The organism is Pseudomonas sp. TMP9 (assembly GCF_037943105.1).
Taxonomy (GTDB): Bacteria; Pseudomonadota; Gammaproteobacteria; order Pseudomonadales; family Pseudomonadaceae; genus Aquipseudomonas.
This window is the reverse complement of the sequence record NZ_CP149803.1, coordinates 2940653-2956020: the sequence shown is the minus strand read 5'-3', so window position 1 is coordinate 2956020 and position 15368 is coordinate 2940653. Positions and strand designations below refer to the sequence as shown.

14 protein-coding genes are annotated in these 15368 nt (G+C 59.1%); 8 read left to right on the top strand and 6 right to left on the bottom strand.

The annotated features are described in order from the left end of the window. Window positions 1-8: 8 nt before the first annotated feature. On the top strand, window positions 9-1910 hold the full coding sequence (cysN, locus tag WF513_RS14040; protein ID WP_339080010.1) for a sulfate adenylyltransferase subunit CysN: 1902 nt from the start codon (window positions 9-11) through the stop codon (window positions 1908-1910). Window positions 1911-1992: 82 nt separating this feature from the next. On the opposite strand, the gene WF513_RS14035 is transcribed toward cysN, so the two are convergent. Then, window positions 1993-2430 carry a DUF1043 family protein gene (locus WF513_RS14035; RefSeq protein ID WP_339080009.1) on the bottom strand — a complete coding sequence of 146 codons (438 nt, stop codon included), beginning with the start codon at window positions 2428-2430 and terminating at the stop codon, window positions 1993-1995. Between the two features lie 130 nt (window positions 2431-2560). Between WF513_RS14035 and WF513_RS14030 the strand changes: the two genes are divergently transcribed. The 4 genes from WF513_RS14030 (at window position 2561) to WF513_RS14015 (ending at window position 7455) form a co-directional block, all read left to right on the top strand. Continuing rightward, window positions 2561-3190 (top strand): alpha/beta fold hydrolase, encoded by a 630-nt coding sequence (locus WF513_RS14030; protein WP_339080008.1) that lies wholly within the window; start codon window positions 2561-2563, stop codon window positions 3188-3190. Between the two features lie 41 nt (window positions 3191-3231). Continuing rightward, on the top strand, window positions 3232-4578 hold the full coding sequence (locus tag WF513_RS14025) for a tryptophan--tRNA ligase (RefSeq protein ID WP_339080007.1): 1347 nt from the start codon (window positions 3232-3234) through the stop codon (window positions 4576-4578). Between the two features lie 227 nt (window positions 4579-4805). After that, window positions 4806-5900: a cell division protein ZapE gene (zapE, locus tag WF513_RS14020; RefSeq protein ID WP_339080006.1), complete on the top strand. Its 1095-nt coding sequence runs from the start codon at window positions 4806-4808 to the stop codon at window positions 5898-5900. A gap of 214 nt (window positions 5901-6114) precedes the next feature. Further along, the gene (locus WF513_RS14015) at window positions 6115-7455 is read left to right on the top strand and encodes a DEAD/DEAH box helicase (protein ID WP_339080005.1); all 1341 of its coding nucleotides are present in this window, start codon (window positions 6115-6117) and stop codon (window positions 7453-7455) included. Window positions 7456-7457: 2 nt separating this feature from the next. Here the strand turns inward: WF513_RS14015 and WF513_RS14010 are convergent, their stop codons facing one another. From WF513_RS14010 to WF513_RS14000, 3 genes are all read right to left on the bottom strand, one after another. Continuing rightward, on the bottom strand, window positions 7458-7919 hold the full coding sequence (locus WF513_RS14010) for a PAS domain-containing protein (RefSeq protein WP_339080004.1): 462 nt from the start codon (window positions 7917-7919) through the stop codon (window positions 7458-7460). 161 nt (window positions 7920-8080) lie between these two features. Continuing rightward, a complete protein-coding gene (locus WF513_RS14005) occupies window positions 8081-9049 on the bottom strand; it encodes a response regulator (RefSeq protein ID WP_339080003.1) in 969 nt (322 codons plus the stop codon). Window positions 9050-9211: 162 nt separating this feature from the next. Next, window positions 9212-10456, bottom strand: coding sequence for a TIGR03862 family flavoprotein (locus tag WF513_RS14000; RefSeq protein WP_339080002.1), 1245 nt, complete (start codon window positions 10454-10456; stop codon window positions 9212-9214). Between the two features lie 113 nt (window positions 10457-10569). Between WF513_RS14000 and WF513_RS13995 the strand changes: the two genes are divergently transcribed. Further along, window positions 10570-11703 carry an aminotransferase class V-fold PLP-dependent enzyme gene (locus WF513_RS13995; protein WP_339080001.1) on the top strand — a complete coding sequence of 378 codons (1134 nt, stop codon included), beginning with the start codon at window positions 10570-10572 and terminating at the stop codon, window positions 11701-11703. Between the two features lie 7 nt (window positions 11704-11710). Here the strand turns inward: WF513_RS13995 and WF513_RS13990 are convergent, their stop codons facing one another. Further along, window positions 11711-12562, bottom strand: a complete 852-nt coding sequence (locus WF513_RS13990; protein ID WP_339080000.1) for a DMT family transporter — start codon at window positions 12560-12562, stop codon at window positions 11711-11713. 120 nt (window positions 12563-12682) lie between these two features. Next, a complete protein-coding gene (locus tag WF513_RS13985) occupies window positions 12683-13609 on the bottom strand; it encodes a histone deacetylase (RefSeq protein ID WP_339079999.1) in 927 nt (308 codons plus the stop codon). A gap of 292 nt (window positions 13610-13901) precedes the next feature. On the opposite strand from WF513_RS13985, the gene tesB reads away from it, so the two are divergent. Then, window positions 13902-14771 (top strand): acyl-CoA thioesterase II, encoded by an 870-nt coding sequence (tesB, locus tag WF513_RS13980; protein WP_339079998.1) that lies wholly within the window; start codon window positions 13902-13904, stop codon window positions 14769-14771. Beyond that, window positions 14768-15358: an HAD family hydrolase gene (locus WF513_RS13975; RefSeq protein WP_339079997.1), complete on the top strand. Its 591-nt coding sequence runs from the start codon at window positions 14768-14770 to the stop codon at window positions 15356-15358. The genes tesB and WF513_RS13975 overlap by 4 nt, the downstream gene beginning before the upstream one ends. Window positions 15359-15368: the final 10 nt, after the last annotated feature.

Below are 15368 nucleotides of genomic sequence, written 5' to 3'. Positions count from 1 at the left end.
GGGTTAATATGTCGCACCAATCCGAATTGATCAGCGAAGACATTCTCGCTTACCTGGCCCAGCACGAACGTAAAGAGCTGCTGCGCTTTCTTACGTGCGGCAACGTCGACGACGGCAAAAGCACACTGATTGGCCGTCTACTGCATGACTCCAAGATGATCTATGAAGACCATCTGGAAGCCATCAGCAAAGACTCGAAAAAAGTCGGCACCACCGGTGACGATATTGACTTGGCGCTGCTGGTCGACGGCCTGCAGGCCGAGCGCGAGCAAGGCATCACCATTGATGTGGCCTACCGCTATTTCAGCACCACCAAACGCAAATTTATCATTGCCGACACCCCCGGCCATGAGCAGTACACCCGCAACATGGCCACCGGTGCGTCCAACTGCGACCTGGCAATTATTTTGATCGACGCCCGTTACGGCGTGCAGACCCAGACCAAGCGCCATAGCTTTATTGCCTCCTTGCTGGGCATTAAGCACATCGTCGTTGCGGTCAATAAGATGGATCTCAAAGGCTTCGATCAGGGCGTTTTTGAGCAGATCAAGTCCGACTACCTAGCGTTTGTTGAAGGGATTGCCTTCAAGCCAAGCTCGATGTATTTCGTGCCGATGTCAGCGCTCAAGGGCGACAACGTGGTCAACAAGAGCGAGCAGTCGCCTTGGTACACCGGTCAATCGTTGATGGAGATTCTTGAAACGGTGGAAGTGGCTGGCGATCGTAACTTCAACGACTTGCGCTTCCCGGTGCAGTACGTCAACCGCCCCAACCTGAACTTCCGCGGGTTTGCCGGCACCTTGGCCAGCGGCATCGTGCGCAAGGGCGATGAAGTGATTGCTTTGCCATCGGGCAAGGGCAGCAAGGTCAAGTCCATTGTCACCTTTGAAGGTGAGCTGGAGCAGGCCGGTCCTGGTCAGGCGATCACCATCACCTTGGAAGACGAAATTGATGTGTCGCGCGGCGACATGCTGGTGCACGGTGATAACCGTCCGCAAGTGGTCGATAGTTTCGACGCCATGCTGGTGTGGATGGCCGAAGAGCCGATGCTGCCGGGTAAGAAATACGACATCAAGCGCGCCACCAGTTATGTGCCGGGCTCGATTGCCTGCATCAATCACCGGGTGGATGTGAACACCTTAGAAGAAGGCGCGGCTAGCAGCCTGCACCTTAATGAAATCGGCCAGGTGCGTATCGCCTTGGATGCACCGATTGCGCTGGACGGCTATGCGCACAACCGTACCACTGGCTCCTTTATCATCATCGACCGCCTAACCAATGGCACCGTTGGCGCTGGCATGATCATCGCCGAACCGATTGGCGCGCACGGCTCGGGTGGTCATCATGGTCAGCTGGCCCATGTGTCGACCGAAGAGCGGGCCACGCGTTTCGGTCAGCAGCCGGCCACGGTGTTGTTCAGCGGCCTGTCTGGCGCGGGCAAAAGCACCCTGGCCTATGCCGTGGAGCGCAAACTGTTCGACTCAGGCCGTGCGGTGTATGTATTGGATGGCCAGAACCTGCGTCATGACCTGAATAAGGGCCTGCCGCAGGATCGTGCCGGGCGTACCGAGAACTGGCGGCGTGCCGCTCACGTGGCGCGTCAGTTCAACGAGGCTGGCTTGCTAACCTTGGCGGCCTTCGTTGCCCCGGATGCCGAAGGCCGTGATCAGGCCAAGGCGCTGATCGGTACCGAGCGTCTGATCACCGTGTATGTGCAGGCTTCGCCGCAGGTCTGCGCCGAACGCGACCCGCAAGGGTTGTACGCCGCCGGTGGCGATAACATCCCGGGCGAGTCCTTCCCTTATGACGTGCCGTTGAATGCTGACCTAGTAATCGACACCCAAGCACTGTCGCTGGAGGAAAGCGTCAAGCAGGTGCTGGCACTGCTGCGCGAGCGTGGGGTGATTTAACGCTGGCTCAGTCATTAAAAAACCCGCTCAGTGCGGGTTTTTTATGGGTGCTGAATTGTCAGTGCAGTGGTTTGAGCGGCTGTTACTTGTTCTTCAGTCCGTAACTTTCATCCAGCATGCCGGGCACATCGGCAGTTTTTGGCGCGTAGTCTTTGGGCATCTCATGGTGCACGGGCGGCTTTAGGCGCTCGCGTTTTTCGCCGCTATCGTCGGCATGCAGGGTGGCCAGTAGGCGCTGACGGGTTAATTCGTCTAAGGCCAGGCGATTGGCTCCGTCGGACAGGTGTTGCTGCACATCCAGTTGGGTCTGGCTGAGTTTTTTCACCAGGCTGGCGGTGGTGTTGAAGTGGGTGACCACCTCACTCTGGTAGGTGTCGAAGCGTTGTTGAATTTCATCCAGCTGGCGCTGGGTACGGTTGGGTGCAGCGTTGGGCGCTAGGCGCGCAATCAGGAAGCCAATGGCAATGCCGGCTACCAGGGTAATGGCGGGTAGCAACCAGGCGGTAAGCGTCTGTTCCACGAGTCCTTCCTCTCTAAACGGCTTTGCTTTACGTTAACGGCTCGAACCTGCGCTGTATAGCCGAATGATGTGTGCAGCGCAGGCTGTCTGCTAGACGTGTCGACCCTCTGCGAGGTCACGGAGTTCCCTGTTGCTTAGCCGCGAAACCCCCTTGATGATTGCCGGCCCTTGCGGCCAACTCGAAGCCCTGCGGCTGGACACCCTTGACGCCCGTGGTGTGGCGCTGATCTGCCACCCCAATCCGGTGCAAGGCGGCACCATGCTCAATAAGGTGGTTTCGACCTTGCAGCGCACTGCTCGCGACTGTGGTTTGGCCACGGTGCGCTTTAATTACCGCGGTGTCGGCGCCAGCGCCGGCAGCCATGATATGGCCAGTGGCGAGGTGGATGACGCTGAGGCTGTGGCCCACTGGTTGCGCGCCCAATACCCTGATTTACCGCTTACCCTGATGGGTTTTTCCTTTGGTGGCTTTGTGGCGGCCGCGCTGGGTGGGCGTTTGGAAGCTCAGGGCGTGATGCCCGAGAAGCTGTTTATGTTGGCCCCGGCAGTGCAACGTCTGACGGCTGAAACGCCGCCTGCGAGCCACTGCCCGCTGGTTCTGATCCAGCCGGAAGATGATGAGGTGATCGACCCGCAAACGGTTTACCAATGGTCAGCGGCACTCGGGCGTGCCCATGAGCTGTTGAAAGTGGCAGAATGCGGGCACTTTTTTCACGGCAAGCTCACTGATCTTAAAGATCTGCTGCTGCCGCGTCTCTGACCCCTACAGGCTGTCTGCGCCTGAGTTGATAAGCGAACGCCATGACCACTCGTATCCTTACCGGCATCACCACCACCGGCACCCCGCACCTGGGTAACTATGCGGGCGCGATTCGCCCAGCGATTGTGGCCAGTCGCGCAGCCGATGCGGACTCGTTCTATTTTCTGGCTGACTACCATGCGCTGATCAAGTGCGATCAGCCGGCGCGCATTCAGCGTTCACGTCTGGAAATTGCTGCTGCTTGGCTGGCGCTGGGGTTGGATACCGATAAAGCAACCTTCTACCGTCAGTCAGATATCCCTGAAATTCCTGAGCTGTGCTGGTTGCTTACCTGCGTGGCAGGCAAGGGGCTGCTGAATCGCGCCCATGCCTACAAGGCGTCGGTGGACAAAAACGTCGAACAGGGCGAAGACCCGGACGCTGGCATCACCATGGGCCTGTTCAGCTACCCCGTGCTGATGGCGGCCGACATCCTGATGTTCAACGCGCACAAAGTGCCGGTTGGTCGCGATCAGATTCAACATGTGGAAATGGCCCGTGACATCGCTCAGCGCTTCAACCACCTGTTCGGTAACGGTAAAGAGCTGTTCACCCTGCCTGAGGCAGTGATTGAAGAAGACGTCGCCACCTTGCCCGGCCTCGACGGGCGCAAGATGAGCAAAAGCTACGACAACACCATCCCGTTGTTCGGCAGCGCCAAGCAGCTTAAGGACGCCGTGGCACGTATCGTCACCGACTCCAAGCTGCCGGGCGAGGCGAAAGACCCCGACAACTCGCACCTGTTCACCCTCTATCAAGCCTTTGCGGCACCCACCCAACAGGCGGATTTCCGTGCAGCGCTGCAAGAGGGTCTTGGATGGGGCGAGGCCAAGCAGGCATTGGTCACCCTACTTGAAGCTGAGTTGGGCGAAGCCCGTGAGCGTTATCAGGCGCTGATCAGCAAACCTGCGGACTTAGAAGATATTTTGCTGGCCGGCGCTGCCAAGGCGCGCAAAATAGCGACGCCGTTTCTTGGCGAGCTGCGTGAGGCGGTGGGCCTGCGTTCCTTCCGCAGTCAGGATGTAAGCGATGCCAATGAAAAGAAAAAAGCCGGTAAGAGCGCGCGTTTTGTCAGCTTCCGTGACGACGATGGCCGTTTCCGTTTCCGTCTGTTAGACGCGTCGGGTGAGCAGTTGCTGCTGTCCATACCCTTTGCTGATGGCAAGGCTGCAGGCATGGTCAATAAGCGCTTGCAGTCCGGTGATACGCTGGATGTACGTGAGCAAAACGGCGGCTTTGGTGTTTGGTTGGACGATGAGTGCGTGGCGACCAGCCCGACATTTGCCGACAGCGCTGCCGCCCAAGCGGCGATCCAGCGCTTGCGTGAGGCGCTGACCCCGGCTGAATAAAGGCTCGGTAGCTCGGTAGCTCGGTAGGATGGGTTGAGTCACGCGATACCCATGCGGGCTCATCAATGCTTAGCATCGCAGGTTCAACCTGCGCGGCCTGACCCGCCCTACGGCTGCGCGGCGGTGTGTTAATTGGATTTCCGCCGACCAGTCGTGCTGGCTGATTGCCAAGCAGTGGGGGCATCGCTAGAGTGGCGTCCCCGTTTTACGTGCTCGGCTAACGAATTATGAACCCCCTAGAACGCTACCAAGCTGACCTCAAGCGCCCTGAGTTTTTCCATGATGCTGCTCAGGAAACAGCGGTGCGCCATCTGCAGCGTCTGTATGACGACCTGATCGCGGCCGAGAAGGGCACCTCAGGTGTGTTCAGCAAACTGTTTGCTAGAAAACCGCAGGGGCCGGTCAAGGGTTTGTATTTCTGGGGTGGCGTCGGTCGCGGTAAGACCTACTTGGTCGACACCTTCTTCGATGCGCTGCCGTTTGAGCGCAAAGTGCGTACCCACTTTCACCGCTTTATGAAGCGCGTGCACGAAGAAATGCGCACCCTCAAAGGCGAAAAGAACCCGTTGACCATTATCGGTAAGCGCTTTGCCGACGAAGCGCGGGTAATTTGTTTCGATGAGTTCTTCGTCTCTGACATCACCGACGCGATGATCCTCGCCACCCTGCTGGAGGAGCTGTTCAAAAACGGTGTCAGCCTGGTCGCGACCTCCAATATCGTGCCCGATGGCCTGTACAAAAACGGTCTGCAGCGCGCGCGCTTTCTGCCGGCGATTGCCCTGTTAAAACTGCACACCGATGTCGTCAATGTCGACAGTGGTATTGACTACCGCCTGCGTGCGCTTGAGCAGGCGGAGTTGTTCCACTGGCCGCTGGACGCTGCTGCCGAAGAAAGCCTGCAAAAGAGCTTCACCAGCCTGCTGCCTGAGCACTGCGTGGTGCAGGAAAACGAGCCGTTAATGATCGAAAACCGCGCCATCATCGCGCGCAAAATCGGTGATGACGTGGCCTGGTTTGACTTCCGTGAGCTGTGCGATGGCCCCCGCAGCCAGAACGACTACATCGAGCTGGGCAAGGTTTTCCATGCCGTGTTGCTGGCGAACGTTGAGCAAATGAGCACCGCCAAAGACGATATGGCCCGGCGCTTTGTTAATTTGGTGGACGAGTTCTATGACCGCAACGTCAAGCTGATCATCTCCGCTGAAGTAGAGCTGAAAGACCTCTACACCGGCGGTCGCTTGACCTTCGAATTCCAGCGTACCCTCAGCCGCCTGCTGGAAATGCAGTCGCATGAGTTTCTCTCGCGCCCGCACAAGCCCTGAGTGCAGGACACAGAGCGCCATTCTCGTAGGGTGGATGGCGCTTTATCCATCCACCGCCTCATGCCCCCTCATGGTGGATGAAAAAAGCGTCATCCACCCTACACACTGATTCGGCGTGCTTATGGCGCTGGCGGTTGCTGAAGACAGTCAGGCCGCCTGCCTTCAGGCAGGGTAAACTCAGCGCCATCGCCTTTTAGCTCTTTGTGGTAACCCTATGACGTTTGCCTCCCTCGGCCTGATCGAGCCTCTGTTGCGCACCCTCGATAGCCTCGACTACAAAACCCCAACTGCCGTGCAAGCGCAGGCCATTGTGCCGATCCTTGCGGGGCGTGATCTGATGGCTGCCGCACAGACCGGTACCGGCAAGACCGCAGGCTTTGCCTTGCCCGTGTTGCAACGGCTGATGATGGAAGGGCCGGAGGTGGCGAGTAACTCAGTGCGCGCGCTGGTACTGGTGCCAACGCGTGAGTTGGCTGAGCAGGTGCTGCAGAGCTTTATTACCTACGGTCAACACCTGCCGCTGCGCAGTTTTGCCGCGTATGGCGGGGTCAGCATTAATCCGCAAATGATGAAGCTGCGTAAAGGCGTGGATGTGCTGGTGGCAACGCCCGGCCGTTTGCTCGACCTCTATCGGCAGAAAGCAGTCAAATTCAACCAAGTACAAACTTTGGTCCTCGACGAAGCCGACCGCATGCTGGATCTGGGCTTTGCCAGCGAGCTGGAGAGTGTGTTCCGCGTATTACCGAAAAAACGTCAGACTCTGCTGTTTTCTGCGACGTTCTCCGACGCCATCCGCAGCATGGCGGGTGAGATGCTCAATGATCCGCTGAGTATCGAGGTCAGCCCGCGTAATGCGGCGGCCAAATCAGTCAAGCAGTGGCTGATCCCAGTGGATAAAAAGCGCAAAAGCGAGCTGTTTCTGCACCTGTATCAGGCCAAGCGCTGGAGCCAGGCGCTGGTGTTTGTGAAAACGCGTAAGGGCGTTGATGAGCTGCAAGCCGAGCTGCAGGGCCACGGCATCAGCGCCGACTCAATCCATGGCGACAAGCCCCAAGCCACTCGCCAGCGTGCTTTACAGCGGTTTAAAGATGGCGAAGTGAAGGTGCTGGTGGCCACCGACGTGGCCGCCCGCGGCCTGGACATCGACGACATGCCGCTGGTGGTCAATTTTGACTTGCCCACCGTCGCCGAAGACTACGTGCACCGCATCGGTCGCACGGGCCGTGCTGGCGCTTTAGGGCAGGCGGTATCACTGGTCTGCGCTGATGAAGTGCAGCTGTTGTCCGCCATCGAGACCCTGACTCAGCAGGTGCTGCAACGCGTCGATGAGCCGGACTTTATCCCCGATCACCGCGTCCCGCAGACGTTGCCCGGTGGTCAGGTGGTGAAAAAATCAAAAAAAGCCAAGAAGCCGAAAATAGTCGGTGGTGGCAAAAGCGGCAGTTTAGGCCGCTGGATGGAGGCCGATGCACCCGCTGCACCGGCGGTCAAAGCGGTGCGCAAGGTGCCGAGTTTTGGCGCTAAGGCGGGTAAACCGGGGAAGTTTGCTAAATAGCCTTAGGCGATACTGGCGGCTTGGGCGGCTGCCAGTTGTTTTTTATGGGTGGCAGCGGCCGTCATGTCGTAGATCACCACGCAAATATGCTCGACTTCGCCCGGTGCACCCGCCAGCGGCAGCAGGGTGACGTTTTGGTACATAAATTCTTCTTGGCCGGTGATCGGCTGGTAGTTCTTGAAGTGCATCAGGTAGGGGTGTTGCTCCCACAGGCTGAATGCGCGGGTGCCCAATTGCACCACAGTATCAACCTTACGCCGTAGCCAGGTTTCGTCGATCTCTGGGAATAGGCTGAACAGGGTTTTGCCATGCACCTCATCTGGGCCCATGCCAGAGTGGTTTTCCATAAAACTGTTCCACACCTCGACCTGATATCGACGGTCGAGCACGATCACGCCAACATCGATGCACTGCACGATATCGAGCAGCCAGTGCACTTCTTTAATATCAATCTGGGCGGGCATAGGGGTGGCCTGTATGGTTAGTTCGGTTAGTCAATTTCGGCGGCTGACGCCCTGATACTGCGTTGCCGCTCCTCCCAACAGCCGGCTATGGCTCGTTGCGCCGCCTGGTCTCAGCACCTCAGCTATCCGGTCTTGAGTCAACCCACTAGCCGTACAGGCCACTAACTCATCAGGTAGTTGATTTTGTTGGTCAGGCGCTTGATCGAATCTTCGGTAAACAGCAGCAGCAAATCGAAGTGGATGTCGTGCGATTCCAAGCTGTAACTGACTTCCACCGCCAGGGTTTTCTTCCAGCGGCGCTGATTAAGGTGAATCAGTTGCTCAATGGAGGAATGTTGGCCGAGCAGTTGCGGATGACCTTGAGAGAAGCGCACATCGATCTGCTCGGCAATCCCTGAAAGGCATGCGCCAATCAAGATGCTCGCCAAATCCAAAAGCATCTCTGAGGTTTCTAGATCGTCCTTCGGCTGCCAGTTAAGCAGGCGCGCCATGTCAGCAACTTCTGAATCATGAAACAGCAACAGCGATTCGCCCGCGATGCCGTCACCGATAAAACCTTGGCACACCGCACTCATGCGCTCGCCGCGCATGGCGTCAGTGAGGGTCATGTGCAGTTCGCTGACTTCAAAAATATTCACCTGCGGCACTGGCAACTGCACGAACACGCCGAGTGCCTTGGCCAGCAGAGCGGCGGCGCGGCCCATGGCCACGTTGGTCACTTCGCGTAGGGCGTCGCGGAAATTAACCTTGAGCTCATCGAGCACAGCGGCTTGGCTGACGGCGCTGGGCGCAGCCTCAGGGTCGAACAGGCCAAGTTCGAGCAGGGTGCTACGCAGTGTTTCGGGATCGGCAGGCTTCTTGATAAAAGCCAGTGCACCCAGCTCTTTAACCCGTCGCACCGCTTCATCTTGAACATCACCGGAAACCACCAGCACCTTGCAGGCCAGGCCTTCAGCGCGGATCGCCGCGAGGGTTTCATAGCCATCCAGCACCGGCATGGTCAGGTCCAGCAGCATCACCTGACCTAAACCTTGGCGCAGCGCCTCAAGGGCTTCTTGGCCATTGGTTGCTTGGCTAATAGTGACCGGCCATTCAGGCGGCAGCGCGCGGATCAACTGCTTGCGCGCCATGTTCGAGTCGTCGCAGACCACTAAAGGAATCAAGGCTGAAGATTACCTGTGCGCGTGGGAGAGCACCGCTTGCAGACTGTTTGCGGGCGATTGCCCTCGATTACACAGCCGGTTTGTGCGGTTTTTTTCAAGCATAGCCGTTTGAGGTGGCGCGTGGGAGGCTTATTCGGTTGGGCGTTGCAGCCACTCAAGGATGCCCTGCGCAGCTTTGCGGCCACTGGCAAAGCAGGCGGTTAGCAGGTAACCCCCGGTGGGGGCTTCCCAGTCGAGCATTTCTCCGGCGCAAAAGGTACCGGGCAGCTGTTTCAGCATCAGGTGCGGGGTCATGTGCTCGAACGCTACGCCACCGGCGCTACTAATGGCCTCATCCAAGGGGCGTGGACGAATCAAGGCGATGGGCAGGGCTTTAATGACGCTGGCCAATTGCAGTGGGTCAGTAAACACCTCAGCGTTGGCTAACTCGCGCAGCAGAGCCGCTTTAACGCCATCAATGCCAGCCTGCCGGTGCAGGTGTTTAGCCATTGATTGCGAGCCGCGTGGCTTGCTTAAGGCGATGTGCAGTTTGCCCAGCGGCGTTTGCGGTAATAGATCGAGGTAAACCTTGGCACTGCTCTGCCGATTGATTGTGTCGCGAATGCTCGCTGACAGGGCATAAACCAGGCTGCCTTCGATGCCGCTGGCGGTTAGCACACACTCGCCCAAACGCGGCGCTTGCTGGGGCAGGCACAGGCTGACATTTTTCAGCGGCGCGCCGGCGAATTTATCGCGCAGTAATGGGCTCCACGCAGCAACATCGAAGCCGCAGTTACTCGCCTGCAAGGGCGCTATGTGCACCCCGCGCGCCTCAAGTAGCGGCACCCAGGCACCGTCTGAGCCGAGGCGCGCCCAGCTGCCGCCCCCCAGCGCCAGTAGGGTGGCATCGCTATTAACCGCCCGTTCACCCGCTGGCGAGCTGATGCGTAAGGCGCCCTGGGCATCCCAGCCCAGCCAGCGATGCCGTGTGTGGATCTGTACGCCCAGTTCGCGCAGGCGCTTGAGCCAGGCGCGCAACAGCGGCGCGGCTTTCATATCACTGGGGAATACCCGGCCTGAGGTGCCGACAAAGGTGTTGATGCCCAGGCCGTGAATCCAGCCGCGCAGGGCATCGGCATCGAAGTCTTGCAGCAGTGCGGTCACTTCATTCTGTCGCGCGCCATAACGGCCCACAAACGCAGGTTTTGCCTCGGAGTGGGTAATGTTCATGCCGCCGACGCCCGCCAGGAGGAACTTGCGGCCCACTGACGGCATACCGTCATACAGTTCGACCTGCACGCCGCCAAAGGCCAGCACTTCTGCCGCCATTAACCCGGCGGGGCCGCCGCCGATAATAACGACGCGAGAGGCAGGCTGTTGGGTGAGGGTGGTCATGGCAGGTTCGGGGTTATCAGCGGGCTAACATTCTAACTGACGCCGCTGCGACCTTGTCATTTCTGCGAGCTTCGGGCACGGTCAAGCCTAAGCCTTTTTAACTGGAGCCCTTTATGTCTGACCTTTACCCCAGCAACGACCCCGATGGCCTGATCGAATACTCGGTGGTCTACACCGACCGCTCACTCAACCACATGTCGCAGTCGTTTCAGGGCGTGATGAAGGACATTTCCGCCACCCTCAAGCAGGTCTACAACGCTCATGCGGTAGCCATTGTGCCGGGTAGCGGCACGTATGGCATGGAAGCCGTGGCGCGGCAGCTGGCCACGGGGCAGAAGTGCTTGGTTATCCGTAATGGTTGGTTCAGCTACCGTTGGACGCAGATTTTTGAGATGGGTCAGATCCCGTCTGAGGCCATCGCGCTCAAGGCCCGTCAGGTTAAGAGCGTCAGCCAAGCAGCGTTCACACCGCCGGCGCTGGCTGATGTATTGGCCGTTATAGCCGTAGAAAAGCCTCACGTGGTGTTTGCGCCGCATGTGGAAACGTCTTCCGGGATGCTGCTGCCGGACGGCTACCTGCGCGCGGTGGCGGATGCTGTGCACGCGGTGGGCGGTTTGTTTGTGCTCGACTGCATTGCCTCCGGCACGCTTTGGGTGGACATGCAGGCGTGCGGTGTTGATGTGCTGATCAGCGCGCCGCAAAAGGGCTGGAGCGCTTCACCCTGCTGCGCCCTAGTAATGCTCAGTGAAGCGGCCCAGGCTCGCGTCGAGGCAACCCAGAGCAGCAGTTTTGCCTGTGACCTGAAGAAGTGGCTGCAGATCATGCAGGCTTATGAGCAGGGCGGCCACGCTTACCACGCCACTATGCCCAGCGATGCCTTGGCACGCTTTCGCGAGGCCATGCGTGAAGCTGAAGCTATCGGCTTTGCCACCGTACGTCAGCAACAGCAGGAGTTGGGCGATCGAGTGCGGGCCATGCTTGCCAGTAAAGGCTTTAAAAGTGTCGCCGCTCCGGGCTTTGAAGCACCCGGTGTGGTGGTCTCTTACACCGACGATGCGCAAATCAAAAACGGCAGTAAATTCGCCGCCTTGGGTTTGCAAATTGCTGCGGGCGTGCCGCTGCAATGTGATGAGCCAGCGGACTTCCAGACCTTCCGCCTCGGCTTGTTTGGGCTGGATAAACTGGGCAATATCGAGCGCACGGTAAACACCTTGGAGCAGGCGCTGGATAAGGTCTTAGCCGAGTAACGCTTGGTCAGGCCTTTACGCGGCGTTGCTGCACGCTCAGCACCAACGCAATCCCGCCGAGCACTGCAGCGGCGCTGAGCAGCAAGCGCAGGCTGAGCGCTTCATCCAATAAGAGGCTGCCGGCCAGCGCCGCAAGGATCGGCACGCTGAGCTGTACGCAAGCGGCTTGAAAAGCGTGCAGGCCGCGCAGCGCGCTGTACCAGATGGCGTAGCCGACCCCTGAAGTCAACGCGCCAGACAGTAGCGCATAGATTAGCCCCGGCATATCCCAGCGGGCCTGAGCGAATAACAGGGTGCTGAGCGCCAGCGCCATAGGCACGGTGCGCAGGAAGTTGCCGGCGGTGGCCGCCAGCGGGTCTTTGACGCCGCGGCCTAATAATGAGTAAACCCCCCAGGCAACGCCCGCCAACAGCATCAGCAGTGCGGCTGCTGCAGGAGGTCTATTGGCGCCGGGCAACAGTAAGATGAGTAGGCCTGCGAATGCCATGACTAGCCCACTGCAACCCTTTAGCCCCAAGCGTTCACCGCGGTACAGGCCCCAGGCAAGCATGCTCAATTGCACCGCGCCGAACAGAATCAATGCCCCCGCACCCGCTTCTAGGTTGAGATAAGCGAAGGAGAACGCGGCGGCGTAAATAAACAACGCGGTGGCCGCAGGCCAGCTACCGGCATTGACGTTGTTGGCTTTGCGCAGGCGCAGCAGCAGCCACAGCGTAATCGCGCCGGCAAGCAGGCGCAGGCCGGTAAAGCTGGCCGCATCAATCTCGGTGTCGCGCAGTGCTAGGCGACATAGCAGCGAGTTACCGGCAAAGGCCAGCATGGCCAGGGTGGTTAGCAGTAAGGTTCGAGTATTGACCATGGCTAAATTTAATGAGGTGATACAGCGATGCTTGGCGATGGGTATCGCTGCGCTCAACGCCATCCTACGGGGTTGGTTAATTTTATTGCCTGCAGCGCCAAGCTTAACGCCATCCCGCAGTTATGCGCCGCCCAAGCCGCGTTCGCGCCACACCCGGTCAGCGCTGTGATGGAGTATCCCGTGCCGGCGCGCCAATGCTGCACGGTCTTTGTCGTAGCCGCCGCCAATCACCCCGACCACCGCAATGTCGCGGCCTAGGCAGTGGTTGAGCACCGCTTCATCACGGGCAGCGATGCCGGCGTCAGTCAGGTTGAGGTAGCCGAGGGCGTCATCCTGATGCACGTCGACGCCGGCGTCGTAGAGCACGATGTCCGGCTGGTACAGCGGCAATAGGTAGTTGAGGGTGTCGTCCACCACCTTGAGGTAATCGGCATCGCCCATGCCATTGGGCAGCGGAATGTCCCAGTCACTCAGCGCTTTGCGTGCCGGGTAATTTTTCTCGCAGTGCAGCGACACGGTAATCGCCTCTGGGGTGTTTTCCAGTAGGCGTGCGGTGCCGTCACCTTGGTGCACGTCGCAGTCGAAAATCAGCACGCGCTGGGCTTTACCGCTGGCCAGCAAATAGTGGCTGATCACCGCCAGGTCATTGAAGATGCAGAAACCGGCCGGATGATCGAAGTGCGCGTGATGGGTGCCGCCGGCTAAGTGGCAGGCCAACCCATGCTGCAACGCCTGCTCGGCGGCCAGCAGCGAGCCGCCGACCGCGCGAATGGTGCGCTGCGCCAGCGCTGCGCTCCATGGCAAGCCTAGGCGGCGCTGTTCTTCATAAGCCAATGCCCCGCTGGCAAACCGCTCGATATACGCCGGGCAATGCGCCAAGGCAAGAATGTCTGCAGGGCACAGTTCAGGGCGCAGTAATTCGGCGTCGGTGCACAAGCCACTGCTCACTAAGTGATCGCGCAGCAGGCGGAACTTCTCCATGGGGAAGCGGTGGTTGCTGGGGAAGGGCGGGCTGTAATCGTCGTGATAAACCAGCGGCAAACGCATGGGGGCAGGCTCGTTCGGATGTGCGCAGAGTATGGCGGCCCGGCAACGCTTGGCTCAAGTCAGTCTGCTGATTGGCTTAAATGCTGCCATGATTATCCGCATTCATCGTTCAGTTGGGCCGACAAGCGTCGGCAAAGTCTTTACCATCTCGCCCCCTAGCCCGATGCGCTAACGGGTATGTCGCAATAGCCCCGAGTATCATCAAGGCCTGCGTATCGCGTCACTTTCTCTGCAGGGGAAGGGCATAAGGAAGGCGTCGCTAGGCGACATTTAGGTTAACCGGAGAGCATGCATGAGTCAGGTGTTGAATGAATTGGTCGCCCTGCTGACCCTGGAAACCATCGAGGAGAACCTGTTTCGTGGCGTCAGCCAAGACCTCGGCTTTCGTCAGCTCTTTGGCGGTCAGGTGCTCGGTCAATGCGTCTCGGCAGCCAGCCAGACGGTGGAGCCGGAGCGGCATGTGCACTCCATGCACGGTTATTTTCTGCGCCCCGGAGATTCCACCCTGCCGGTGGTGTATCAGGTTGAACGCGTGCGTGACGGCGGCAGCTTTAGCACGCGTCGGGTAACGGCGATCCAGAAGGGCAAGCCAATTTTTACCTGCAGCGCGTCGTTTCAATTTGATGAAGAAGGCTTCCACCACCAAGACCTGATGCCCGACGTGCCGGGGCCGGAAGCCTTAAAGTCGGAGACCGAACTGGCGCGGATGATCGCCGATGCCTTACCTGAGCGCATGCGTGAACGGGCAGTGAGCGACAAACCGATCGAAATTCGCCCTGTAACGGTGGGCAACCCCTTTGCGCCGCAACCCTGTGAGCCGGTTAAGCATGTGTGGTTTCGCGCGGCCGGCGAGTTGCCGGATGACCCGCAGCTGCACAAATACCTGCTGGGTTATGCCAGTGACTTCAATTTACTGACCACCTCCATGCTGCCGCATGGCGTTTCGGTGTGGCAGAAGTTTATGCAGGTGGCCAGCCTCGACCATTCGCTGTGGTTCCATGGCAACCTGCGCATGGATGAATGGTTGCTGTACAGCATGGACAGCCCGTGGTCTGGCAATGCACGCGGTTTTGCCCGCGGCAGCATCTTTAATCGTCAAGGCCAATTGGTCGCCTCAGTGGCCCAAGAAGGCCTGACACGTGTGCGGGAGGACTGGAAATGAGCCTAAATGCTGCGCGCCATTGGGTGTTCGACATGGACGGCACCCTAACCCTGGCTGTGCATGATTTTGAAGCGATCAAGCGGGCGCTGGATATTCCCCTGGCCGAGGACATTCTTGGCTACTTAGCCGCCTTACCTGCAGATGTGGCAGCGGCTAAACATGCGTGGTTACTGGAGCATGAGCGCGAGCTGGCGCTGACCTCGGAACCCGCGCCGGGGGCGATTGCGCTGGTGCGTGAGCTGCGTGAGCGCGGTTGCCGCCTGGGCATCCTCACCCGCAATGCCCATGAGCTGGCGCTGCTGACGCTGCGTGCCATTGGCCTGGATGACTGCTTTGCCAGCGCCGATGTAATCGGCCGGGATGAAGCGCCGCCCAAGCCTGACCCCGGCGGCTTACTGCACTTCGCTAATGCGTGGCAGGTGACGCCAAGCGAGCTGGTGATGGTCGGTGATTACCGCTTTGATCTTGAGTGCGCCCGCGCGGCCGGAGCCCGCAGCGTATTGGTCAACCTGGCAGAAAATCCCTGGCCAGAGCTGACCGATCACTTTGCCTTAGATTGCCTTGCGTTGCAGCGCTCTCTTGGATGAAATTCACTAC

What these genes read in the sequence shown, in the direction of transcription:
- cysN (WP_339080010.1), top strand. Translation starts at nt 9, where the DNA reads ATGTCGCACCAATCCGAATTGATCAGCGAAGACATTCTCGCTTACCTG.
- WF513_RS14025 (WP_339080007.1), top strand. Translation starts at nt 3,232, where the DNA reads ATGACCACTCGTATCCTTACCGGCATCACCACCACCGGCACCCCGCAC.
- zapE (WP_339080006.1), top strand. Translation starts at nt 4,806, where the DNA reads ATGAACCCCCTAGAACGCTACCAAGCTGACCTCAAGCGCCCTGAGTTT.
- WF513_RS14015 (WP_339080005.1), top strand. Translation starts at nt 6,115, where the DNA reads ATGACGTTTGCCTCCCTCGGCCTGATCGAGCCTCTGTTGCGCACCCTC.
- WF513_RS14010 (WP_339080004.1), bottom strand. Translation starts at nt 7,919, where the DNA reads ATGCCCGCCCAGATTGATATTAAAGAAGTGCACTGGCTGCTCGATATC.
- WF513_RS14005 (WP_339080003.1), bottom strand. Translation starts at nt 9,049, where the DNA reads ATGGCGCGCAAGCAGTTGATCCGCGCGCTGCCGCCTGAATGGCCGGTC.
- WF513_RS14000 (WP_339080002.1), bottom strand. Translation starts at nt 10,456, where the DNA reads ATGACCACCCTCACCCAACAGCCTGCCTCTCGCGTCGTTATTATCGGC.
- WF513_RS13995 (WP_339080001.1), top strand. Translation starts at nt 10,570, where the DNA reads ATGTCTGACCTTTACCCCAGCAACGACCCCGATGGCCTGATCGAATAC.
- WF513_RS13990 (WP_339080000.1), bottom strand. Translation starts at nt 12,562, where the DNA reads ATGGTCAATACTCGAACCTTACTGCTAACCACCCTGGCCATGCTGGCC.
- WF513_RS13985 (WP_339079999.1), bottom strand. Translation starts at nt 13,609, where the DNA reads ATGCGTTTGCCGCTGGTTTATCACGACGATTACAGCCCGCCCTTCCCC.
- tesB (WP_339079998.1), top strand. Translation starts at nt 13,902, where the DNA reads ATGAGTCAGGTGTTGAATGAATTGGTCGCCCTGCTGACCCTGGAAACC.
- WF513_RS13975 (WP_339079997.1), top strand. Translation starts at nt 14,768, where the DNA reads ATGAGCCTAAATGCTGCGCGCCATTGGGTGTTCGACATGGACGGCACC.